This window comes from Ruminococcus callidus ATCC 27760, from assembly GCF_000468015.1.
Lineage (GTDB): Bacteria > Bacillota > Clostridia > Oscillospirales > Ruminococcaceae > Ruminococcus_C > Ruminococcus_C callidus.
Window position 1 is genome coordinate 13,053 of the sequence record NZ_KI260288.1, and the last position, 24,794, is coordinate 37,846.

Annotated in this window: 14 protein-coding genes; 4 read left to right on the plus strand and 10 right to left on the minus strand. The window is 52.0% G+C overall.

Translation table 11 applies throughout. The features are described from left to right. Positions 1 to 71: 71 nt before the first annotated feature. From RUMCAL_RS00440 to mutY, 3 genes are read left to right on the plus strand one after another with little or no spacing between them, the layout of a single operon-like run. Complete coding sequence (locus RUMCAL_RS00440) at positions 72 to 758, plus strand: response regulator transcription factor (RefSeq protein ID WP_084194290.1); 687 nt, start codon at positions 72 to 74, stop codon at positions 756 to 758. Positions 759 to 760: 2 nt separating this feature from the next. After that, positions 761 to 1,978, plus strand: coding sequence for a sensor histidine kinase (locus RUMCAL_RS14205; protein ID WP_021680383.1), 1,218 nt, complete (start codon positions 761 to 763; stop codon positions 1,976 to 1,978). Between the two features lie 54 nt (positions 1,979 to 2,032). Next, positions 2,033 to 3,664, plus strand: coding sequence for an A/G-specific adenine glycosylase (gene mutY, locus RUMCAL_RS16065; protein ID WP_021680384.1), 1,632 nt, complete (start codon positions 2,033 to 2,035; stop codon positions 3,662 to 3,664). Positions 3,665 to 3,754: 90 nt separating this feature from the next. On the opposite strand, the gene RUMCAL_RS00455 is transcribed toward mutY, so the two are convergent. From RUMCAL_RS00455 to RUMCAL_RS14210, 3 genes are all read right to left on the minus strand, one after another. After that, entirely contained in the window at positions 3,755 to 4,507 is a 753-nt protein-coding gene (locus RUMCAL_RS00455; protein WP_117733022.1) for a hypothetical protein, read from the minus strand. 78 nt (positions 4,508 to 4,585) lie between these two features. Next, positions 4,586 to 5,779, minus strand: coding sequence for an enhanced serine sensitivity protein SseB C-terminal domain-containing protein (locus RUMCAL_RS00460; RefSeq protein WP_021680387.1), 1,194 nt, complete (start codon positions 5,777 to 5,779; stop codon positions 4,586 to 4,588). Between the two features lie 275 nt (positions 5,780 to 6,054). Next, positions 6,055 to 9,681: a pectate lyase family protein gene (locus RUMCAL_RS14210; RefSeq protein ID WP_021680389.1), complete on the minus strand. Its 3,627-nt coding sequence runs from the start codon at positions 9,679 to 9,681 to the stop codon at positions 6,055 to 6,057. A gap of 638 nt (positions 9,682 to 10,319) precedes the next feature. Here RUMCAL_RS14210 and RUMCAL_RS00470 point away from each other — a divergent pair. Further along, on the plus strand, positions 10,320 to 12,137 hold the full coding sequence (locus RUMCAL_RS00470) for a L,D-transpeptidase (RefSeq protein ID WP_040646317.1): 1,818 nt from the start codon (positions 10,320 to 10,322) through the stop codon (positions 12,135 to 12,137). A gap of 115 nt (positions 12,138 to 12,252) precedes the next feature. Here RUMCAL_RS00470 and RUMCAL_RS00475 read toward each other — a convergent pair whose 3' ends face one another. From RUMCAL_RS00475 to RUMCAL_RS15730, 7 genes are all read right to left on the minus strand, one after another. Further along, positions 12,253 to 12,789, minus strand: a complete 537-nt coding sequence (locus RUMCAL_RS00475; RefSeq protein ID WP_021680392.1) for a DUF2500 domain-containing protein — start codon at positions 12,787 to 12,789, stop codon at positions 12,253 to 12,255. Between the two features lie 55 nt (positions 12,790 to 12,844). Beyond that, positions 12,845 to 13,855 carry a UDP-glucose 4-epimerase GalE gene (gene galE / locus RUMCAL_RS00480; protein WP_021680393.1) on the minus strand — a complete coding sequence of 337 codons (1,011 nt, stop codon included), beginning with the start codon at positions 13,853 to 13,855 and terminating at the stop codon, positions 12,845 to 12,847. A 113-nt stretch (positions 13,856 to 13,968) separates the two neighbouring features. Then, entirely contained in the window at positions 13,969 to 15,258 is a 1,290-nt protein-coding gene (locus tag RUMCAL_RS00485) for a galactokinase (RefSeq protein WP_021680394.1), read from the minus strand. A gap of 499 nt (positions 15,259 to 15,757) precedes the next feature. Next, on the minus strand, positions 15,758 to 20,179 hold the full coding sequence (locus RUMCAL_RS16070) for a DUF5620 domain-containing protein (protein WP_051343558.1): 4,422 nt from the start codon (positions 20,177 to 20,179) through the stop codon (positions 15,758 to 15,760). 376 nt (positions 20,180 to 20,555) lie between these two features. Then, positions 20,556 to 21,776: a glycoside hydrolase family 5 protein gene (locus RUMCAL_RS00495; RefSeq protein ID WP_021680398.1), complete on the minus strand. Its 1,221-nt coding sequence runs from the start codon at positions 21,774 to 21,776 to the stop codon at positions 20,556 to 20,558. A 3-nt stretch (positions 21,777 to 21,779) separates the two neighbouring features. Continuing rightward, positions 21,780 to 23,936, minus strand: a complete 2,157-nt coding sequence (locus tag RUMCAL_RS00500) for a Tex family protein (RefSeq protein ID WP_040646330.1) — start codon at positions 23,934 to 23,936, stop codon at positions 21,780 to 21,782. Positions 23,937 to 24,185: 249 nt separating this feature from the next. Further along, a partial coding sequence (locus RUMCAL_RS15730; RefSeq protein ID WP_021680401.1) for a leucine-rich repeat protein occupies positions 24,186 to 24,794 on the minus strand: 609 nt, incomplete at its 5' end.

Here is a 24,794-nt window from a genome sequence, read left to right on the forward strand (position 1 = left end):
CTTACGCACAAGCTTTATTCAGTGTTTCCTAAAGCTTTGCGGCGGATTCCAGGGAAAAGAGGAAATGTAATTTGGCAAACATATTTTGTGTGGAAGACGACACCGGCATTCGGGAACTCATCACCTGTGCTCTCCAGTCCGGCGGCTATACTGCGAAGGGCTTCCCTGACGGAAAAAGCTTTTTCCAGCGTGTACAGGAAGAACAGCCGGCATTGATCCTGCTGGACATCATGCTACCGGACGAGGACGGCATCTCGATTCTGAAACGACTGAAATCCGATGCGGCAACGGCGGAAATTCCTGTCATCATGCTTTCGGCGAAGTCCTCGGAGATCGACAAGGTCACCGGACTGGAAAACGGTGCAGACGATTATATCACCAAGCCATTCGGCATCATGGAACTGCTGTCCCGCGTCAAGGCGGTGCTGCGGCGGAGCCATGTGCAAAAGCCGGAACAGCAGCAGGTGCTCTCTGCCCATGACCTGACCATTGACCTGAACCAGCGTACCGTGGTCTATCTGGAAACGGAGATCGTTCTCACCTATAAGGAGTTCGAACTGCTGTCCTATCTGGTACGCAACCGCGGCTCTGCCATTTCCCGCGACCGGCTGCTGGAACAGGTTTGGGGCTTCTCCTATGAGGGCGAAACCAGAACCGTAGACGCTCATGTCAAGACGCTGCGGCAAAAGCTGGAGGCTGCCGGCTGTACCAATCTCATTCACACAGTACGGGGTTACGGCTATAAGATCGGAGGGTAATTATGGAATGGCTCGGTTGGGCATTTGCTGCGGCAACGGCTCTTTTGCTGACAATTTTTATTTTTCTGTATCTGCACCAGAAACAGCAGGCACAGCATCAGCACAAGAAAAGTCAAAAGGCTCTTGGAAAGCTGGAAAACGAAATGAACCGCATGCAGAAAGAGCTGCACCACGAACGGGACATCATCGGGCTGATTCAGGAGCACATGGTAGAGGGCATTCTGATTCTGGACGATTCCGACAAGATCCAGCTTGCCAACCGCACGGCAACGGCACTGCTGAACATCAGCAAGGAAAGCTGGGACAACAAATCCATTTTCATTCTGACAAACAATCAGGACTTTCTGGACGCACTGCGAAAATCCAAAACAGCACCTCAGCATGAACTGCTGCCGGAAGACAGTGAACTGCACAAGGGCTGCTCTGTGCGGCAGCTGCTGAAGATCGACGGCAAGTATATTCGGGCGTACATCACCCGCGTGGAAATGGGCGGCATTTTCGGCACGATCGTGCTGCTGGTCGATGTAACCTACAACGTCAAGGCGGAAAAAATGCGGCAGGAATTCACCGCAAACGTTTCCCACGAGCTGAAAACACCGCTGACGACCATTAAGGGATTCGGCGAAATGTTCGGCAGCGGCATGATCACCAAAGAGGAAGACGTTGCCAAGTACGGTGCCATGATCGAACGGGAAAGCGAACGCCTGCTGTTTCTCATCAACGACATTATCCGCCTGTCGGAGATTGAGGAACACACGGAAATGCTGAACACACCGGTGGCACTGGAAGCTGCGGCAAAGAACGCCCTGCAAATTCTGGAGCCGCAGATTCAGCGGAACAAAATTCACGTCCGGCTGGAGGGCGACTGTCTGCTGCTCCACAGCAACGAGGGCTACATACGGGAATTGTTCATCAACCTCATTGACAACGCGATCAAGTACAACAATCCGGAGGGCACCGTGACGATCACCATACAGCACCTCGGCACACAGGCGAAAATCGTCATTGCAGACAACGGCATCGGCATTCCCCTACAGGCACAGAGCCGGATCTTTGAACGGTTCTATCGGGTGGACAAAAGCCGTTCGAAACAGCGTGGCGGCACAGGACTGGGGCTGTCTATCGTCAAGCACATCGTAGACTGCCACAACGGCACCATTTCTCTCCGCAGCGAACTGGGACACGGTACGGAAATTACGATTCTGCTGCCGGCAAAGTAACGATAACCCCGCACAAGGTTTGTGCGGGGTTGTCCAAAAGAAAGGACAAACAACATGAGAAACGTCATGCAGGAACAAGATGTGACCGACTGGAAAGAACGTCTTGCTGCCTATACGCCCGAAACCGAACAGGAACGCCGCGACCGGAACGAGATACTCCTTGCAGCGGAACAGTACGGCACACAGCTGCTCTACCGAAGCCACGCGGAAAGCCACTTCACCTGTTCCGGTTTCGTCATGAATCCGGCAATGGATCAGGTGCTGATGGTCTACCACCGCATCTACGATTCCTTTGCATGGACAGGCGGACACGCTGACGGTTCCAGTGATTTTCTCTGGACAGCCGTGCGGGAGGCAAAAGAGGAAACCGGTATCCAGAAGCCCTATCCCCTTACCGGAGCCATTCTCTCGCTGGACATTCTCCCTGTCAAAGCACATCAGAAAAAAGGCGTTCCCGTTCCGGCACATCAGCACTATAACGTCACCTACGGCATCATTGCCGACCAGAAAGAAACGCTGCGGATCCAGCCGGACGAAAACACTGCGGTGCAGTGGATCCCTGTGGAACAACTGCCGGAAATCTGCAAAGAGCCCCACATGCTGCCGGTCTATGAAAAAGTGATCCACCGCATGCGTTGCTGGAAAGCCATGCAGGAACAGGCACTTCTGCAAACAGCACAGCCGCTGTTGGCGTGGTATCCGCTGCATGCACGGGATCTCCCCTGGCGGCACACGCAGGAGCCTTACCGCATCTGGCTGTCAGAGATCATGCTCCAGCAGACGCGGGTGGAAGCCGTCAAGAACTATTACGCACGGTTTCTGGAAACCTTTCCGGACATTGCCGCACTTGCCGCAGCGGAACAGGATCAGGTCAACAAGTGCTGGGAGGGGCTGGGCTATTACAGCCGTGCAGCGAATCTGCGAAAGGCAGCACAGACGATTCAGGAGCAGTACGGCGGCGTGTTTCCCCGCACATGGGAGGAAGTCCGCGGACTGGCTGGCGTAGGCGATTACACCGCCGGTGCAGTCTGTTCCATTTGCTACGGTTTGCCTACGCCAGCGGTAGACGGCAACGTGCTGCGGGTGGCCGCCAGAGTGATGAACCACTTCTGTGAGATCGACCGGCCGGAACAAAAGGCAGCTGTCACTGCCCTGCTGCGGCAGGTCTATCTGGACAATCCGGAACACTGCGGCACGCTGACACAGGCGTTTATGGAAATCGGAGCCACGGTCTGCGTGCCCAACGGACAGCCGCATTGTGAAGCCTGTCCCCTGTCGGAACTGTGTCTGGGCAGACAGTACTGCGATGCTCTGCGGCTGCCCCAGCGGACTGCCAAAAAAGCCAGACGACAGGAACAGTACACCGTTTTTGTGCTGCAATGCGACGGAAAATTCGCCCTCCGGAAACGCACTGCCAAGGGGCTGCTCCACGGGCTTTGGGAATATCCCAATGTTGCCGGCATCTGCACTACCGAAGAAGCCATTGCCCAGGCCAGTGCATGGCACTGCAAGCCAACGGATCTGACGCAGACGGTGGAACGGAAACACATCTTCACCCATGTGGAATGGGAACTCTACGGCGTGTACCTCACCTGTGCCAGACAGGACGAACAATTCGTCTGGAAAACTGCGGCGGAAATCACCAAGGAGATTTCCCTGCCCACGGCTTTCCGGCAGTTTTTCTAAAGCAACACAAAAACCCCCTGCCCTTGCAGTCATTGCCGCGAGGACAGGGGGTTGATTTTCTTTCAGAGAGGGTTCAGAACAGGTTGGTTTTTATCCCTTTTTCTTTGCCCAGAATGCGATGCCGCCGCTGATTGCCAGCACTGCGAACACACCGTAGATTTCCATATCGCCGGTCTTGGGAGAAGCGTTTTTCCCCTTTGTGCCGGACGTGCTTCCGCTGCCGGAAGATGACTGCCCAGCGGTTACAGAACCGCCTGCATCATTCGCAAATGTCACCGCGGTGGTAGTTGTCAGCGTGGTCGTACCTGTGGCAACCTCCGCCGTAGTTCCCTCTACAGCAGCCGTCAGATTCGTCAGCGTAAATGTCACAGTAATTTGATTGGTTTCCAGTTCCGACTGCAACGGGGTAAACGTGCCGACAAAGCCGGTAATTGCACCGGCAGCGTATCCCATATCCGTTTTGGACACCCTAAGCAGTCCGTCACCGTCCCGCAGCTTGGCTCCGGTTTCTGTGCCGTTCAGCTGTACCGAATCAATGGTCAGCGTCGTACTGCTGTCGCCCAGCGGCGTGGGATCGATATTGTCAACTACCAGCGTAAGCGTATCCGTTTCCTGCACGGCAGCCACATCACACGAAAGCGTGTTCTGCCCGTCCGTAAAGAGGTTGAGCGTAGAGCTGACGGTGTTCCCATTCAGCTGCAAGTATGCCACGCCCACCTGCTTCGCACCGATCACAGGCGTTTTCGCCTCACAGTGCATCGGCAGCATGACCGCCGACACCGCAGCTGCACATGCCAGTGTCCCTGCCAGCAGCCCGCATCTTTTTCGATTCTTTCTTAACATATTTTTCTTTCCCAAAAATTTTTCGCACCCAAATTACCGGATCAGCATTTCCTTTTACTGCTCCGATGTGTGTAATTTTCAAGCTTCGTAGAAAGCAGTCTTTCTTTCCAGCACTTTCTTACCGATGGGCGAGCTGATCGGAGCCACCACGCAGGAACCATACTTGTTAATTGCCTTTGCCACGTGGTCAGCGATCTCACGGACATTGTTTTCGTTTTCCAGTTCCAGAACTACCACGAAACCATCTGTGTTGTTCGCCTTGACACCATCGATGTATGCTTTCTTAACATCTGCATTTTCTGCAAAGTATGCTTTCAGGTCGTCTTCCATGCCCTCCGGAGTGGAGTCAATATCCCGCATTGCCAGACGCGGCTGAATGTTCATTGCCTGTTCCTTGCTGAATGCCAGCCCCATAGTGAACGGATCGAGCACGATGCCGGCAGCTGTGCTCTTGGGATCAGACAGCATTGCCACATAGTTTGCCATGCTCATGGGAACTGCCTTGCAGTCCGGTGCCCCGTTCCACTTCTGTAGTTCTGACAGGCTGGTGAACAGCGGCATGTACTTTCCGCCCTCGTGATTCAGCATGATGAACTCTGCCTGTGCATTAACCTTTTCGCCAGCCTTGACTTCCTTCGGCACTTCCATCAGCACCGGAGCCACAAAGCGTGCTTTCCGCATTGCCTCAAACATATTGTTGCGGGCAGGTTCGTTGTTTTCCCGACGCAGACGGTCTGCGGCAACGATCACTTCCGGATTGGTGACCTTTTCGCAGCCAAACAGCGGGAGAATGTTGTTCTTCTTCGGAGCTTCCTGCGGCTGTTCTGCCTCCAGAGAAACGCCCTTCATCTCTGCCATTTTTTCCTTGCGGATCACGATGTTGGTTTCTGCCGGATTGATGACGATACCGCTGACATCGACACCCTGCTTCAGCAGGATCCCGCAGTACTGGTCAAATGTAATTACCATTGTGTCCGCGTCCGGATCGTTCTTCCACTTCAGGAATTCCAGCCAGTCGGTGAAAGCCGGAAAGAACTTTACACCGTCCTTGTTGGAAACAGCCATGAGAGAAGCCTCCATGTGACGCTGACCATTCTCGTCCGGTTCTACCTCGTTCAGCTTGTTCTGCAACGTGATCGGAGCAATAAACGATGCTGCTGCAATTGCGTCCAGCATTTCTTTTTCGGTCTGTACGCTCTGCTGTTTTTTGAATTCCGCCATTGCGGCAACCAGATCAGGGTTTTTGATTGTGGGTTTTTTCAGTTGTGACAATTTGATTCACCTCATCTAAAATTTATCGCCCGAAAACGCCGCCGTGCCCGCAGGCAGCGGAAGCGACAGGGATAGAAATGAAAACACTTTTCCATGTCAGACTTCCAAATCCGGCATGGGTGCTGTCTATAGTATAACATATCCCGTAAAAAAAAGCAAGTCAAATTGTACAAAAAAACCGAAAAAAGCGGAATTGCTTTTCACGCAAAAATGGCAGCCGAAAACATCGGCTGCCATTTGCAGAATGAAGATCTATTTCTTTTCCGGAGAATCGGTTATTCCGTTACTGGCAGGGAGGTAACTATGCGTACCAGGAATTGCAGCAGAACTGTCGAATCATTGGTAGAGAGTTCTCCGTCCGCCATGCAGTCGGCATTCTTCTGCTGGCTGGCGTTCAGCGTTACCACACCGGCAACCGCCTTGTTCAGCAGAACTGCATCGGTAATATCCACCTTGCCGTCCAAGTTCACATCGCCGTACAGGGACTGAGAGGTCACTTCCGAAGCGGTGGTCTGCGTGGTTTCTGTGTTGCTGTCGCCGCTGCTGACTGGTGTAGTGGCAGTCGACTGTTCCGTGGTGTCCGCCGTATCCGAAGTTGCCGGAGCAGCTGTGGTTTCAGTGGGCTGTGCGGAAGTTTCACTGGTCTTTACAGCAGTTTCTGTCGGCTGTGCAGAAGTTTCGCTGGTCTTTTCAGAAGTTTCCGAACCAATTGTGGTTTCAGTGGGCTGTACTGCTGTGGTAGTAGTAGTGGTGGTTTGCTGTTCAGAAGAAGTGCTTGTGGTTGTTGTCGGCGGAACGACAATGCTGCCGTTATACATATGGTAACCCATTGTCTTATAGCTGCTGGAATCCGCAGTTTCATACAAACCGCCCGGATTCAGCGAACCGTCTGCATTTCTCCATACAGCATCAAAATCGGTGCCCTGTTCCGGAGCCTTTGCCATTGTGATAAAGTCAGAAGCTGCCGGAGCCGCAGAAAGCTTTGTGCCGATCTTCGCACCGTTTGTGATCGCAGTCTTTGCATCTACCTGATAGTAGCCGCTGTTGTAGTACACGCCGTTTTCATAAGTACCAACATACTTGTCGTTAGAAGCACCGCCTTTCAGCTTTGCGTCAGACATAAATACAGAATCATCATAATAGGACATCAGATTCTCAAAGATTGCACCCGGATCTGTGCAACGATAGCAGGAGAAGTTCGGCTTTCCCTTGCCTTCGCCGTTGTTGTTGACTGCGGTACAGTTGGTCAGACTGCCCAGCTTCGGGTTATTGTTATCGGTGAAGCCGCAGTGAAGGTTCTCGAATGCCAGACAGTTCTTCAAGATATGTGCAGAACCGATACCAGAGCCGCCCAGCTTGAAGCCGTTGCCGTCGCAATTGCCGTAGCCCTCGCCGAATTCCGTAAAGCCGTTGCGGAATGCAATACAATTCTGAATGGTGACAACACCGATAGGACCGGTAGCACTTTTTGCAAACAAGTCCCAGCCGTCGTCGCTGTTGTTGTATGCCATACAGCCGTCAAAGACGTTGCCCTCGCCGCAGGTCAGCTTTGCAGCAAAACCGTCGGCATTTTCCATGCTGGCATTGTCGCAGTTGTTCTTGGAAGTGCAGTTCAGGATCAGGTTATTGCTGGGCCAGTCTGCAATGGTTGCTGCACTGGTATTATAACGGGACAGCTGCAAACCAGTGTCCTGATTGTCGTTGAATACCATGCGTTCGATCTTATTGTTGTTGCCGGAGAGGAGCATGCCGTTATCGGCTGCCTTAGTGATCTCAAAATCATAGAAGTGCCAGTAGTCACCGTCCAGCACAATGCCACGCTTGCTGCCGTCTGCATCGCCCTGTCCGGAGAAGTCGAACACCACATCTGCACCGTTATAAGGCTTGATCGTCTTCATTGCATTAGCAGTACCGCTGTTCTGAGCGTCAATGAGGATCATTTCCGAGAACTTGTATGTACCGCCCAGCAGATAAATGGTGTGGCCTGCGGACAGCTTGGAGATCGCATCGGTAACAGAAGCCGGATCCTTTTCGGAAGAACCGCTGCCGGTACCGGCAGGCGAACAGAAGATGTCCCCTGCCACCGGCACGTCCGGTGTGGTAGGCGTGGTGTTCTTGGTGGTAGCAGTGGTCAGAGCCGTTGCGGTCGTATCCTTGGACACGCTGACGGTGGTGGTCACTGTAGTAGTCTTGGTTTCCTCAGTGGTGACAACCGGATCTGTGGTGCTGTCGGTAAAGCCGCTGCCGATTGCCACGATAGAGGACTTGTAATTGACCAGAGCGTCTTTCAATGCCTGATTGACCGCATAGCTGGTATCGTCCACGGAGTTGTCAAACTTCCACTGGAGATCACCGCCCTGTACGCGTCCGGCCTTGGCAGTAACGATAGCCGGCACATCAGCCGCTGCATCTGCCTTGTAGCTGTACATGATGCTGGAATCGGTATCGAAGTTGTTGTAGCCTGTGCCGCCGGAAACCGTCTTGACGCTGTCCGGTACTTTTTCAGACGGGCTGGAAACTTCATAGGCATCGAACGAGGTGCTGTTCTGCGAATACGGGATATAGCTGGAAGCACCCTCGATATAGTTGCCGCAAGCCTTGATGATACCGCCGGTTTCGCCTCCGAATGTACCTTCACCCAGTGCATCAGTACCCTGTCCGGAACTCATCATCGGGTTCTTACAGTTGCGGAAGTAGTTGTTTTCCGCGAAAGCAGAAGATCCCATGGTGACGCCGATGCCGTACTTGGCATTGCCGTCGAAGTAGTTGTTATAGCTGTGTACAGAGCAGGTGCGGATTCTGGGGTGACGGGAATCAGAGTGATCGTACCAGTTGTGGTGATAGGTCACATAGTTGGTTTCCTCTTCCGATTTCATGCCCTGCAGGTTGCACTTTCCGTTGTCCCAGAAGTGGTTGTAGGAATGTGTTACATAGGTGGAAGTCTTGGTGTCCAGTGCACCGTCGCCCTTGACCTGATCGGCATCTGAACCGGCATCACCATAGAAGAAATCACAGTTATGCACCCAGATGTGGTCGTTGCCCTGCTGCAAGCCGCAGTCATCGCCCTCGCTGCTGTTGCAGTTCATGAAGCCGATATTGCGGACCTCTACGTTAGAGCAGTTCTTCATGACCAGACCAAAACCGTTGAATACGGTATCGGTACCAATACCCTCCACGGTAATGCCAGCCTTTGCGGTGTCGATCATCAGATCGCCCTTGGGCATGTCTGCCGGATCGGTGATGTTGCCGATAAACCGCAGGCACAGCGGACGCTTTTCTTTATTTTTCTTATAAGCCGTAATGATGTTCTGCACACCAGTCACATCGGTCGCACCCTTGCCGGTGGCGTCAATGCTTGCCGTCACGGTGTCCTTGTTGGCATCGGTGACATATACCACAATGGCATCTGCTTTCAGCGTGCCGTCCTCGTTGTATGCACCGGAAGAAGTGCCCTCTACAAAGCCAAAGCCGCTTCTGTCGTGAGCCTCTACCTGAAGTCCCGCAGTTTCTGCTGCCTTAGAAGCATCTTCCTTGCCGTTAATCACCGGCACGATCTTCATGGTGTAGCTGCCGGCTTTCAGACCTACTGCATCAGCACGGAAGCGATCCGGATACTGGCGTACCAGCATGGTATCCAGCTGCGTGTAGCTGCCGCCTGCCGGCTTGATATACACGTTGTAGCCGGTCGCATTGGACACAGCACCCCATTCCGCATAGGCAGCTTCCAGGTCGCCGCTGGCATCGATCACAGACACCGAAGCACTGGCTGCCACAATCGCCGGAACGTTGTCAGTTACAGTTCCCAGATCTGCTGCCAGAACCGGCTGTGCACCGGCTGCGGCAGTGGCCGCCGCCAGCAGAAATGCCAGAATACTGGTTCCGATTTTTTTGTTCTTCATCATTCATTCCTCCTGTTCGTCCGATGTGTGCATACACCGGACATCAGCTGAAAAATTTCCGGAAGCCTCATTGCCCGGAATATTTCTCATATTTCTCCTTATAGCTCAAATTGTGGTGGATAGCTCACATTGTGGTGACACATTTTTCCACCCAATTTCCACCTCCATTTTACGCCTTTTTCCCTGTAATGTCAATCTGCTTTTTCAACAAAAATGCAATGTTTTCAGTGTGCACATTACACAACATATTTGCACTTTTTGTTAGTTTTCATCGCATAAAGTAACAGAATATATGACTGATTTTCCGCATACATTACAACAGCCCGCCGATAAAATTTCAATGTGCATTTGGAAACAAATCGGTAAAGGATGTTTACAATTTATATTTCATGTCGAAAAGTGTTGACAAACAGAAATCCAGTGGGTATAATAATAAAGAATGGCTCTGGCGAATATCCACGCTGCAGAGCCCGCTTCTCTCAATGTAATATTTTTTTAATTTTTCCAGAAACAGAGGTTCTACTGTCTTCGGACTGACCGCAGCTGTCATCAGTTTGTCAACATACTCGGAACGCCGACACGCGGTGAAGTTCAATGATGCTGTATTCCGCACAGCCCTCGTACCATGGAAGAAAGGAAAGATGACAGTGAACAATAAAGACCAATCCCCTGCCGGAAATGCTTCCAAGCAGCATCTGACCAAAGACGAAATGCGGGAAAAAATCAAAGCTTCTCTCGCTGCAAAAGAGGCAACAGAATTTCAGTCATCATCGCCGAAGCCGTCTTCTGAACGCTTTTCCGGACAGAATCGTCCGGCTTCCCGCAGCCCTGAAAACAGCTCCGCTTCGGAACGCACCCGTTCGGACAAGGCACGGCAGATCCATGATGCCGTTTCTTCCGGCTATGCCTATGACCAGCCGCGGCAGCAGCGTGCACCACAGCCGCAGCACCAGCAGCGTTCCGGAGGCAACGTGGCAACAGCACAGCGTCCGCCCCGCCCTACACCGCCCAGACATTACGAACCAGTGCGGGAGGAGTCCAACGCCGGAAAGATCTGCATCATCATTGGTATTGCCGTGCTGGCTGTACTCCTGCTGAGCTACATCGCCGGACTGGCTGTCTATCACAGCAAGTTTCTCCCTAAAACTTACGTCAACGGCGTGGACATCGGCGGCATGACCGCGGAGGAAGCCAGCGACGCAGTTCTGAATACCGCACAGGATATGGGGCTGACATTCATTCCCAAAAGCGGCGACCCGATCACCTTCAAGGGCTCCTCATTCGGCTGCACCGTTACCCTGCCGGACAACGCTCTGACAGAGCCGGCAGACGAAAGTCACGCCCTCTGGTTCAGGAAGCTGTTCTCCAAAACCGAGTATACAGTCAAGATGCAGGATTCCTACTCGGAAGATGCACTGGTCAGCCTGATCGCCGCCTATGACTGGGGCAATGTACCGCCCACCGATGCCAAGGTTGTCCAGAACGAGGACGGTTCCTTTACCATTCAGCCGGAAGATAACGGCAACATGGTAGACACCCAGAAGCTGTCCGACTACACGGTCGCACAGATGCGGGAGGGCAATAACACCATTCAGATGGCAGACAGTGACTGCTACAAAAAGGCAGCTGTCACTGCGGAAAGTCTGGAGCCTACACTGGCACTGTACAACAAGATCGGTGCTGTAGAGATCACCTATGACATGACTGACCGCGAGGAAATTTTCGATCCGGTTGGCACGGAAAAGCTGGATCACGCTACTATCATGGACTGGATCACCACGGACGGCGATGACATCACTGTAGACACCGACAAAGCTTCCGCATGGGTGCAGGAACATATCGCTGACAAGTACGACACACTGGTGACCGGCTACAACTTCAAGTTCAAAGCCACCGAAGACGGAGAGATTACCCTGCCAATCGGTTCTGACGGCATCTACGGCTGGAAAACCAATGTTTCTGCCACTGTGGAAAAGCTGGTAGATTACATCAAAGCCGGCGAGGCAGTAACCATTGAACCGGTATATAAGGTAGAGGGATTCCGCATGAACTCCAACGCCGGCGTTACCTACACCGGAAACACCTACATTGAAGTGGACATCTGCCACCAGCACTTGTGGTACTATGTCAATGGCGAACTGTTCCTGGAGTCCGATGTGGTTACCGGTAAGGAGTCCGATCCGACACGTGCCACACCGCCGGGAGCATATAAGGTATGGTCCAGAGAATCTCCGCGAAAGCTGGGGACTTACGCAGTGCAGGGCTATGAAACATGGGTAAATTACTGGATGCCCGTCACCTATACCGGCATCGGTCTGCACGACCTGAACCGCAGTGCCTACGGCGGTGACATCTACATCAACAACGGTTCCCACGGCTGTATCAACCTGCCGCTGGACGTTGCCAAAAAGATCTATGACAAGGTCACTATCAACACACCGGTTATGATCGTTCCGTAAACCGCAGCCACTATAACAACGAAAAAAGCGTACCGTTTTCCTGTGAAACGGTACGCTTTTTGTTATGGCATCACGGCACAAAACTGTGCGGTATCGCCTTATGTTTGCTTTTGTATTATCCGCGGCGTACTGCCGGCATCATGCTGGTGAATGCTGCTTCGTCTTCGGTAACTTCTCCCTCCGGATACTGGAACCGGATCAGACGATCCCCCTGAAAAGTCAGCTGTCCCTGCTGATGGAACGGGGTTTCGATATACGCTTTCTTGCTGGTAACAATATGCAGCACATCACCCTTGCGGGTCTTGAAAATCAACTCATAGTATTCGTTGTACAGTTTCAAAGTGCCGCTGGGATCCATGGTTCTGCGGCGTTCGTCTACCTTTTGTACCAGAACAGCGATCACGGTACGGGGTGGATTTTTTCCGCGGTTTGGTCTACGCATTGCTCTTTCTCCTGTGATATAATATTCCCGATTAAACTCCAGCGGCTGCCGTTTGTCGGCAGTGTTTGGATTCTGTACCAGAAGCCGGCTCAGCTTCTGCCGGAACGGGCTTTGCCGAGAACCCAGCATCACCACCAGCAGCAGCACCACGGCAACAGCAACCATGATAATCAGGAAATTATCGATCGCATTTCCGAATCTGCCTGTCATATGTATTCCTTTCTGTGGGAACGCATTTTCGTAAACGGATTACGAAAGCAGCTTCTCACATTCCATTGGGATTCTGCTTTGTGAAACGCCAGCTGTCGGCACACATCTGCTGCAAATCCGCAGTTGCTTCCCAGCCAAGCAGTTCCTTTGCTTTCGACGGATCTGCATACGAGGTGGCAATATCTCCGGCACGGCGTTCCGTGATCTCTACCGGAATCTTCTTGCCGCATGCCTTTTCATACGCATGCACCACGTCCAGCACGCTGCTGCCGTGACCGGTACCCAGATTGATCGGTTCAAAGCCACGGTGCTCCAGTCCGTATGCCACGGCTGCCACGTGACCGGTTGCCAGATCCATAACATGGATATAGTCCCGCACACCAGTGCCGTCCGGCGTGTCGTAGTCATCACCGAATACCCGCACATGATCCAGCTTGCCCAGTGCCACCTGTGCCACATAGGGCACCAGATTGTTGGGGATTCCGTTGGGATTCTCGCCCAGCAGACCGCTGATGTGAGCACCGATCGGGTTGAAATACCGCAGAGCCACAGCCGTGAACTCCGGATTGGCAGTGCAAACGTCCCGCAGAATCTGTTCGATCATGACCTTGGTGTAGCCATAGGGATTCGTTGCAGAGGTCGGCATTTCCTCCACGTAGGGAGCCTCATTGTTGCAGCCGTAAACGGTCGCACTGGAGGAGAAAATTATCACATTGCAGTGATACTCCCGCATGACACGCAGCAGGGAGAGTGTACCGCTGATGTTGTTCTCGTAGTATTCCAGCGGCTTTTCCACCGATTCGCCAACTGCCTTCAGACCGGCGAAGTGAATTACGGCATCGATCTTGTTGTCCTCAAAAATCTGCCGCATGTCCTCCTCGTCACGCATATCTGTACGATAGAACCGCACATGCTTTCCGGTGATCATCTCGATACGGGCAATTGCCTCCACCTTTGAATTGCAGAGATTGTCCATAATCACGACCTGATAGCCGGCATTGATCAATGCCACACAAGTATGACTGCCGATAAAGCCGGTACCGCCAGTGACCAGAATTTTTCCCATGTTACTTTACGCTTCCTTTCAATTTCTGTCAAATGGAGAGGGAATTTTCCCTCCTATCAGTTTGCCCTGAAAGGCAAACTTTCAGCAACACTGCACAAAAGCACAATGCTGCCTTATATCAATACAGTCATGCCGCCAACGGAACGAATTCGCAGCACGTGGCAGCAGCCCTTTCCCAGAACGGATTCCATACCCTCCTGAAACTGGGACAGCAGCACAGCCGGCACAAATGCCTGTACTGTTCCGCCGAAACCGCCGCCGTGTACACGGATCGCTCCCCTGCCGCCCAGCACTGCCGAGCCGACTGCAAGGGCAATGGAGATGGGCTGGTCTTCCGGTGCGGAGGACGGGTAGACGTTTTGCAGCAGGCAATAGGAAGACTGTCCGGAGTTCTGTACCAGGTGCAGGAACGCCTCGAAATCGCCCCGATCCAGTGCATCAGATTCGCCCTGTACCCGTCCGTCTTCCCGATAAAAGTGCATCGCACGGAGCACTGCACGGTCGCCGCAGGCTTTCCGCAGTTCCGGAATGGAACGCAGCACCTGTGCCGACGGAACTTCCGCCAGAACGTCCTTGCCGAAATACTTTGCCACTTCCTGCATTTCTGCCGGAATCGCAGCGTATTCCGCTGTCAGGTCTGCGTGGTTTCCGCCGGTATCCACAATGCAAAGTACATAACCGGTTCTGGAAAAGTCAAATGCAACTGGGTGCACTGCCGGCAGCATCGGATTGGCAAAGTCAATGGCAACAGCACCGCCTACTGACGAAGCCATCTGATCCATTAACCCGCAGGGCTTCTGGAAATACACGTTTTCCGCATACTGCCCCATTTGTGCCAGTTCTACCGGTGTGAACCGATTTTCGGCATACAGGGCATTGCAGATATTTCCCAGCAGAACCTCAAAAGCTGCTGATGAGGACAGACCAGAGCCTGCCATGACCTGCGAGGTGGTGTATGCATCAAAACCGGTTTCCAGCGGACATCCGTACTGCTTGAAGCGGGCAGCGATTCCGCGGATCAGTTCCGCTGCTGTGGGCTTTTTGTCCGTTACCGGTTCCAGTTCTTCCAGAGAGATCTCATCTTCCGGAAAGCCCTCTGAATGCACCCGGATCGTGGTATCTTCCCGTCTTGCCACAACAGCGATCACGTCCAGATTGATGCTTGCTGCCAGTACGTGACCATGCTGGTGGTCGGTGTGGTTTCCGCCCAGTTCTGTCCGTCCCGGTGCAGAAAAAATGGCAATTTCCCGACCGCTGCCGTACAACTGCACAAAACTGTCAATGGCACACAGCAGCCGGTTCCGATAAGCTTCCGCCAGATCTTCACCGCCGCCAAGTACTGCCGCGATGTGCATGAATTCTTCCGACTGCAGCAGTCTGCGAGCCTCCTCAATTGTCTTCAATATGATGCCCCTTTCTCAAATCGCTTTTTCGGGTAACTGCTGTGTAAAACTTAGGGAAACACTGAATAAAGCTTGTGCGTAAGATGCGTAGTCAGATTTTTTGGCAGATTGCTCAGAAATTCCGCAGGCAGACTTGGTGTCTGGCAAGGGATTTCTGGGCAATATGACGGAAAATCTGTACGCAGATTGCGTGCAAAGCCGTCAGGCGGGCTTTATGCAGCGTTTCCTTAGTTCCCGGAAGCGGCGATCTGCGTTCCTACAATTCTCCACTATTCAGTATAACCGATTTTTCACGATTTTGCAAGCATTCTTTGTGATTTTTTCTATCTCAATACAGAATTCGAAAAAAGCAAAGCCTCAGCCTTGAAAATTGAAGCAAATCCCGCCTTACGCTTGCAAACAAAAACCCGATACGGGAATGCTCCCGCATCGGGTTTTTCTTATGCTGTCATAGCCTTGTTGTCAGAAACGCTTACGCGTTCGAAATCAGGGAATCTGATTATTCAGCCCACATAGAGCCCTTCAGGTTCTTCAGATCCGGGCAAACCGGATTGTCCCAGGTAGTGCTCTTATGACCAGCACCAACCAGAGCAACATAGTATGCCTGGTAGAAGATGTCAGTTGCTTCCAGCTTGCCGTCTGCAGAATTCTCTCCTGCCTTGCTTTCGGTATCAATATCCGTCAGGAAGAAGGACAGTTTCTCCAGATTCTCATCCTGTGCGTGCTCTGTGCCGTCCAGAAGCTTTGCATCCTTAATACCAGCACCCTGTCTTGCAATGTAGTAGCTACTGTAGTACATATCAGTAGCCTCTACCTTACCGGACAAGTCAGTATCGCCCTTTACGCCGATGTAAACCTTTGCAGTAGCAACCTTTTCACCCTTATACAGGATATCGAGGTCGGTATCTACATATGCCTTGCCTTCGCTGTCGAACAGTGCCTTCGGGCTTTCTGCACCAAAGGTCAGATCGTCCATGACGCTCTCGCCGTTTACAGTTGCAGACTTCACAAGGTCAGCAGCGTTGAAATTGCGTCCGTCAATAGACAGATAGAAGTTTGCATCCGGATTTACTTCGATTTCCAGTTCTGCTTCTGCAGTCGTGGTGGTTTCTTCTGTAGTAGTGGTAGCTTCGGTAGAAGCTGTCGTGTTTTCTGTGGTAGTGGTTGCTTCTGTAACAGTTGTCGTAGCTTCTGTGGTAGTTGCTTCTGTAGTAGAAGAAACAGCTGCCGGTGTGGTAGTAGTTTCTTCAGTGGTTGCTTCAGTAGTTGCTTCCGTGGTTTCTTCTGTAGTAGTTGTTGTTGTTGTGGTAGTTGTGCTGGTAGTCGTCTTCTTGCTGAAGTCCGGCAGCTCTTCTGTTGTAGCAGTTGTAGTTGCCTTTGTAGTAGTTGTTTCAGATTCTGTTACAGTAGTGGTTGTTGCACTGGTGCTGGTGGTTGTCGGGCCTGCACTGGTGCTGGTTGCCGTAGCAGTTGTTGCTTTAGTAGTAACAGTCGTTGCTTCGGTAGTAGTGGTAGTGGTAGTTGCTTCGGTAGTCGTTACAATAGGTTCTTCGGTAGTGGTGGTTGTAGCAGCAGTCGTTGTTGTAGTGGTTGCTGCAGTTGTGGTGGTGACAGTCGTAGCCTCTGTAGCAGTTGTAGTCTGCGGTTCTTCTGTAGTAGTAGTCGTTGCCGCAGAGGTTGCAGTTGTAGTGGTGGTAGCTGTTGTAGTAGTTGTAGTTGTAGCAGTTGTTGTTTCGGTGGTTTCCACTACATCATTCATGATTACGCGGATCGCACCGTCCTTCAGACCAACCATTTCGTCGAAGATGTCTTCGCCGGTTACGCCCTCGCCGTTCAGGTAGTTGAAACGCTTGACATCTACCATCGTGGTGCCGCTGGGCAGTTTGTCAGAACCATTCGGTGCCCAGTCTACAGGGAACTCATAGTACTCAACAGTCTTGCCATCGTATTCACCAGTCTGAAGTGTCAGACCATATTCGTCAGCCAGTGCCTGTACAGTATCCTTATCCGGCACATTGAAGATCATGCGGAATACCTGATTCATCTTTGTCGGGTCAGTTGCACCTTCGGCAGAACGTGCACCAATGAAACGGATCCAGCGGTCGCTGCCGTCAGTAATGGTAGAAGTGCCGTCCTTGTATGCAATGAAATCATTTGCATTCGGAATACCGCTGCCGAAGTCGTTGACAACAAATGCTCTTTTTTTCAGCAGCTTGGACGGAATGGTGTACAGCTTTGCAGTTGCCTCCGGCAGGTTGACAACGCAGTTGATACCATAGCTGGTTGCGTCTACGCCTTCCTTGGCAGTTACCTTCACGCCCAGAGTGTAGTTCTTCAGAGAAGTGGCATCCTTTTCACTGGGATATACGAATACTTCGTCAATGTCCAGATTGATGTCCTTTTCTTCTGTGGTAGTGGTTGTGGTAGTCGTGTCAGTTGTAGTGGTTTCAGTCTGTGCATCTGTGTAAACGCGGATACCGCCGTTGTAGTAAACTACATCAGTAGTCGCAATATCTGTGCCGTTTTCGTCGATGTACTGACGGTTCGGAGCCAGATAGCCGTCGCCGTGTGTACCCTCAAAGTCCCAGTTTACCTTCTGATACTCTGCAAAGTTTACCGGGAACAGATAGTAGCTGTCGCCGTTTTCATCTGTCTGCAGTTCCAGACCATATTCCTTTGCGATGTCCACTGCGTTTTCTGCAATGGTGCAGTTGATGTCGATCACCTTGTCACCGCTGATCGTGATCGTGCTGGTACTGGAAGTCCACTGGAAATACATCCAACGCTTGGACGGCTCAACGCTCATATCCTGACCGTTTGCCTCATAGCCCTTCAGGTTCTGCGGAGAAGGAGCCAGGTCGCCGCTGACATAAACGTCCCTATAACCATAGTCCTTCTTGTTCTTCGGATTCTTGTAGATCGTCAGGATCTTGGAAGTAACTTCCGGAACTTCCAGAGCGAAGTTGAAGCCCTGTGCGTCCACATAGTTTTCAACCAGAACGGACAGCGGGATCTTTGCATAGTTGCTTGCAGTCTTGACCTGTGCTTCGTCTACCTTGAAGATGATGCCCTTGCCCTTCGGAGCTTCTGTCGTGGTGGTGCTGATGGACTTGGTAGTGGTTACAACAGTGGTGTCTGCCTTTGTAGCAGTGGTCTGTTTTGCTGTGGTTGTTGCAGCAGATGCAGAAGTTTCTGTAGCCTTGCTGGTTTCAGCAGATGCTTCTGTCGAAGTAGAAGCAGTGGTTTTTGCTGTAGTGTCAGCTGTGGTAGCTACAGTTGTAACTGTGGTTTCCTTAGTAGTTTCCTTGGAAGTAACAGTAGTTTCTTCTGTCGTTGCAGAAACGGTGCTTTCTTCTGTGGTTGCAACTGTTTCAGTTGTTACAGTGGTCACAGTTGTGGAAGTAGTGGTCTGATCCGGATCTTCGTCGAAGCACAGTACGATCTTGTCGATGGTTACATCGCCGAACTTCGGATAATAAACCATGAACTGTACAGTTTCACCAACAGTCTTCGGAATATCATAAGATACGATGACCTGCTTGTTTGCCGGTACAGCCAGATCCTTGAATTCCGTGCTCTGCCATTCTTCACCTTCCGGCAGGCTGTCGTTCCATGTGCCAAACGCACCGCTGGTGTTCTTGTCATTTGTCTTTACGGTGTAGTAAGCAATTGCCTTGTATGCACCCATGGGATCAAATTCAACCTTGGTGTTGCTTGCCTTGCCGTCAGTACCCTTGTCTTCCTCTGCCTTCGGAGTCAGTTCCTTGGTGTACTTTGCGGAAACTGTAGTGGTCGGCTGTGTGGTCACAGTGGTTGCAGCAGTCGTAGTGATCGTTGCATCATCTGTGTAAATCACAACAGAATCTACAGTGAAATCCTCATAGGTACCGTCGCCCCAGGCACCAAACTTCAGAGAACCATCATATTCCTTCTGAATGGTTGCGTCCACAGTCTTGGTGATGTCCCAGGTGAATTCGCCGGACTTGCCCAGAGTTTTGTTTTCCTGTGTGGTCTGTGTCCAATAATCCGGTGCTTTCTGTGTAGAAGAACCGAACATATAGTTGTATGTGCCGATTTCCTTATCAGAGGAAACGTTGACAACGACCTTCTTGACAACATTGCTGTTGGTGATGCCAAAGTCAGCCCACTTCCAGCCAATCATGCCTTCCTTCGGGTCAGCCTTCTGTGCATCCTTCAGCAGTTCGCTGTAGGTCTTGCCGACAGTGATCTTTTTCACGCCCTTTTCCTCTGCGGTAGTCGCTGTAGTGACAGCAGAGGTTGCAGTGGTTTCACTGGAAGCAACAGTAGTTTCACTGGAAGCAACCGTGGTTTCCGCGGTAGTTTCCGCAGTGGTTTCACTGGTCGTTGTAGTAGTGGTGACTTCATTTGCCAGCTCTACTGTGAAGCTAACTGAAATCACTTCGCCTGCTGCCGGCATAGCCCAGCCAGTGGAATCAATTGCCAGCTTGTTGCAGGTGAAATCCCACTCATCAGATGCAGACTGTACAGAAGACGGAGTAAATGTCGTATACTCCTGATTGAGTTCATGAGTCGTTTCGCCGATCTTTACAGAATCAATTGTGATCTTCTTATACAGAGATTTACCGTCGTAAAGATCCGGATCCTGAACGCACAAGTCGAAGAAATTGTAGGAACTCAGAGCATCACCCCAGTCACCTCTTTTTACAGAAACTTCATAAGAGCCGCTCTTATCGATGGTAACATCAGTTCCAGTTCCTGCCTTATAGTTGTTCAGCGACCATTTGCCATCGCTACTCTGAATGTGCAGAAACGCAATCGGTGCATCATCTGCCGCTGTCGCAGCAAGGGACATCATCGGGGTCACCAATGCACTGGTCAGAATGGTCGTTGCCGCCATTACGCCAGCTGTCAGAGATGAAAGAAACTTTTTCATCTTCATGATTATCATTCTTCCTTTCTTGAATTGATGCGGCGTATTGCCGCTTAGTTGTGTGCAGAGAAGCTTTTGGCATTTCAAAAAAACGAATGCCGCCGCACTGTTTTTCACGTCCCCCTTTCCGCTTTCAAATTGTACAGCCGTGCGATTTGTCCTCTGAAATCCGCCCAGTGCTTTCCTGCACCCTACTTCTCCATATACCAGCATAGCATATTTATCGTTATTTTGCAAGTATTTTTTTTATTTTCCACATATTTTTATACAGCACCAATAAAAGCACACCTTGTTTTTGTGCATTTTTTCTAAATCTCGAATTGCCAGTGAAAAACAACTTGATAATTTGATACGACATGCCGGTGAATTTTGCATTTTTCAAATGTCAATTTCCGGATACATTGTGAACGCCGTCACGGGGTGCGGCGGCGATCTCCTGCAAATCCTGTTCCAGCTGACTGTCCAGCATACGGCAGTTGTTCCGGTCATAGAACACACCGGTAACATCCCACAGCATGGGACACATACCTTTGGTATACGCCGCCTGTGCCACCGCGGTGAGGAATGTCCGGACAGTTTCTTCCGTCTTGTTCTTGGTAAAACAGCCGTACTCCCCGATGATCACCGGCACGCCGTTATCCAGAAACCGGCTTTTTAGCTTGTCCATGTCGTTTTCCAGAATCCTCTGATCTCTGGGTGAGCCCCACATGGTCTTGGCTTTTCCCCAGTCGGCATCTTCTTCCAGAATGCAGAACGTAGGCGGCGTATAATAATGTACCGAAACCGCACATCGTCCGGCTTCGTCCTGCGGCATCTGAAAGGCTTCGTCACAGGTCAGGTCTACGTCAGTGGCATAACCGGCGATCAGCAGATGCCGCCTGGGGTTGTTGCCCCTGGAATCGCGTACCAGATCCACAAACTGCTGGTTGATGCGGTTGACAATGCCGTATGCCTCCGCCTTGCTGTCATCAGAGCCGCTGTAGCGGTTCCACAGATCATCAAAACAGCCTTCTTCGTTCATGGATTCCAGAATCAGGTGGTCACCGTAATCTGCAAACCGTTCTGTCACCTGCTCCCAGATACGGGTATATTTTTCCATACAGGTGTCATAGTCCGTGGAAAATCCTGCGATCCAGCCGTTGTCCCAGTGGAGATTCACCACCGCATACATGCCGTTGTCCAGCACATACTGTGCCACCGTTTCCACACGGTCTAACAGTTCCGGTGCAATGGTGTAGTCCTCTGCCATGAGATTCGACCACGCCACGGGAATCCGCACCGAATCAAAACCGGCGGCAGCGTAGCCGGCAATCATATCCTCTGTAATTGTCGGGCTGCCCCATGCAGTTTCGTAGCTGTTTACCCCGCCGCTGCTGTCGATCCAGTCGCCGCAGGCTTCCAGTGTGTTGCCCAGATTGATGCCCAGCCCCATTTCTTCCACGATCTGGCTGGTAGTCATGTCGTCCCGCATTTCAGTGCGGGGGTTGCTGTCGGCTTCCTCCTTGCTGCTCTCCTCTTTAGAGGAATTGCCGCAGCTGCACGACAACACCGCCAGCACCCCTGCCAGCAGCAGAGAAACGACTTTTTTCCGTTTCGCATGTAACACCGCTTATCCCTTTTTCGGCGGCTTCATGGTGAGGGCGATGCGTTTCCGCTTCAAGTCCACGTCCAGCACCCAGACTTTCACCACCTCGCCGACCTTGACAGCCTCCAGTGGGTGCTTGATGAACCGGTCACAGATCTGGGAAATGTGCACCAGTCCGTCCTCATGAACGCCCACGTCTACGAAACAGCCAAAGTCAATGACATTCCGCACAGTGCCCACCAGTTCCATGCCCGGTTTCAGGTCTTTCAGTTCCATGATGTCCCCACTCCGGAGCAGCGGCGGCGGCAGTTCGTCACGGGGGTCACGCCCCGGCTTTTCCAGTTCCTTGAGAATGTCCCGCACAGTGGGTTCGCCTACGCCTGCCTTTTTCGCAATGGCAGAAATGCCGTGCTGCTTGGCAATGGCACCGATCTCGCTGCGATCCTGTCCGGCAATGTCTGCCAGCCGGAAACCGCACTCCTGCAAGATCTGCTCTGCTGCCCCGTAGCTTTCCGGATGCACTGCTGTATTGTCCAGCGGGTTCTTGGCTCCGGACACCCGCAGGAATCCGGCACACTGCTCGAATGCCTTCGGGCCCAGTTTTGCCACCTTTTTCAGCTGCTTCCGGTCGGTGAACGCCCCGTTTTCCGTCCGGTATGTCACGATGTTCTTGGCAATGGTCTGGTTGATGCCGGCAATGTGGGACAGCAGAGAGAACGAAGCCGTGTTCAGGTCTACGCCCACATGGTTCACGCAGTCCTCCACCACGCCGTCCAGTGCGGCAGACAGTTCCGCCTTGGGCATGTCATGCTGATACTGTCCCACGCCGATCGCCTGCGGATCGATCTTCACCAGTTCCGCCAGCGGATCCTGTAACCGTCTGGCAATGGAAACGGCACTCCGGAGGGAAACGTCATACTCCGGAAATTCCTCCGCCGCCAGCTTGGACGCAGAATATACCGAAGCCCCTGCCTCGGAAACCACCATGTACGCCGCGGAATAAGGCAGTTCCTTCAGCAGTTCCGCCACGACCGCTTCCGACTCTCTGGAAGCCGTGCCATTGCCGATTGCCACCGCGGTCACGTGGTGCTTCCGCAGCATCTTTCGGATCACGTCCTTTTCCCGTTCCAGCGAAGCCCCTTTGCTGACGGTGATATGTGCCACGCCGGTGTCCAGTACCTTGCCGGTTTCGTCCACCACTGCCAGCTTGCAGCCGGTGCGATAGCCGGGGTCTACGCCCAGAACGATGCGGTTTTTCAGCGGTGCCGCCATGAGCAGCTGCCGCAGATTGGACGAGAACACGCCGATTGCCGCCGTTGCCGCCTGCTCTGTCAGAGCCTTGCGGGTTTCCCGTTCCACCGCCGGAAACAGCAGCCGCTGAAATGCATCTTCCGCGGCAGTCTGCACCAGTTTGCCGCAGGGGCTCTGGTTCTTCACGAACTTCTGAATCAGCAGCGAAGCCCCGTGTCCTTCCGGCAGCGTAACTGCCACTTTCAGAGCACCCTCCCGTTCGCCGCGGTCAATGGCAAGGATCCGGTGCCCCACAATGCGTTTCACCGGCTCTGCATAGTCGTAGTAGTTCTGGTACGGCGTATCCGCATCTTCCTCTGTGGCACGGGACTGTATCGTTCCGGCAGACATCACCAGCCGACGCATCTGCTTTCGCAGGTCGGCATCATTTGCCATTTCCTCCGCCAGAATGTCCATTGCCCCCTGCAATGCCGCTTCGGTGTCCGGCACTTCCTCCTGCAAAAAGGCTTCTGCCTCCTGAGCCGGATTCGTCCGGGGATTCTGTGCCATGAGGATTCGTGCCAGCGGTTCCAGTCCGCGGACAATCGCCATAGATGCCCGTGTTTTCCGCTTGGGACGATAGGGCAGGTACAAGTCCTCGGTTTCCACCAGTGTTTCCGCACCGCGGATCTTTTCTTCCAGTTCCGGTGTCAGCTTGCCCTGTGCTTCAATCGCCGTGCAGATTTCTTCTTTCCGCTGTTCCAGCTTCCGCAGATATTGCAGCCGGTTGTCAATGGCACGAAGCACCTGATCGTCCAGCGAACCGGTACGCTCTTTCCGGTACCGTGCAATAAACGGGATCGTCTTGCCGTCGTCCAGCAAGGCAATGGTATTGTCGATCTGTTCCTGCCGCAGTTGGAATTCGGCAGCCAGTTTCTGTGGAATATTCAAATAGAGTTCCTCCGTTTCTGTGATTTCAATCGGACTGTTATAATAGTATAACAAACTTTTGGAAAAATTGCAAGTGATCATTTTCACATGTCCTTACAAGGACAATCCCACCAGACACTCTTTGTGCGGCATTGTTTGAGAATCTGAAAACCAAAAACCGATTTCTGCACCTCCGCAAAAATCGGTTTTTCTTTTATTCATGTTGTGCAAAGCCATCACGCGGCTTTGTGTGGTATTGCCTCAATTGTGTTATGCACTGTGCGGCAAGAAGCTTACAATATGTACCAGAAATTGCAGCAGAACAACCGCATCGTTGCTGCTGACCTCCTTATCTCCATCGCAGTCAGCATTTTTTACCGCATTCTTATTCAAAGACACCGTGCCGGAACAATACCGGTTCAGCAGGATCACGTCTGTGATGTCCACTTGCCCGTCCAGGTTGATGTCGCCGTAGATAGGCGAAAAAGACTCAGATGAGGTAGAAGAAGTGGTGGTTTGATTTTCAGAAGTTGCAGTAGCTTGGTGTTTAATTGCAGTTGAAGGAGGTGTAACTGTCCGTGCCGTAGTACTCGTTGCTTTTGACGTTGATATAGTTGTTGTTGTAACAAGTTCAGTTGTTGTAGTTGCCACAGGTTCTGTGGTTTGAACACCACCTATGGATACAAAAGAAATTTTATTTTCTGCTGCAGAAGTTTCTGCTGCAGAACCAAAATATCCATAAATTGTTAAGTTGGTACAATTTTCAAAAGCACTTTCTCCAATATCCACCACACTATTTGGAATGGTGATTTCCGTCAGACTGGTACAGCCTTTAAAAGCATACCCTCCAATACTCGTCACGCTGTCCGGAATCGTGAT

Excerpts from the sequence above, each read along its gene's own strand:
- RUMCAL_RS14205 (WP_021680383.1), top strand. The coding sequence starts at position 761 with ATGGAATGGCTCGGTTGGGCATTTGCTGCGGCAACGGCTCTTTTGCTG.
- mutY (WP_021680384.1), top strand. The coding sequence starts at position 2,033 with ATGAGAAACGTCATGCAGGAACAAGATGTGACCGACTGGAAAGAACGT.
- RUMCAL_RS00455 (WP_117733022.1), bottom strand. The coding sequence starts at position 4,507 with ATGTTAAGAAAGAATCGAAAAAGATGCGGGCTGCTGGCAGGGACACTG.
- RUMCAL_RS14210 (WP_021680389.1), bottom strand. The coding sequence starts at position 9,681 with ATGATGAAGAACAAAAAAATCGGAACCAGTATTCTGGCATTTCTGCTG.
- RUMCAL_RS00470 (WP_040646317.1), top strand. The coding sequence starts at position 10,320 with ATGACAGTGAACAATAAAGACCAATCCCCTGCCGGAAATGCTTCCAAG.
- RUMCAL_RS00475 (WP_021680392.1), bottom strand. The coding sequence starts at position 12,789 with ATGACAGGCAGATTCGGAAATGCGATCGATAATTTCCTGATTATCATG.
- galE (WP_021680393.1), bottom strand. The coding sequence starts at position 13,855 with ATGGGAAAAATTCTGGTCACTGGCGGTACCGGCTTTATCGGCAGTCAT.
- RUMCAL_RS16070 (WP_051343558.1), bottom strand. The coding sequence starts at position 20,179 with ATGAAGATGAAAAAGTTTCTTTCATCTCTGACAGCTGGCGTAATGGCG.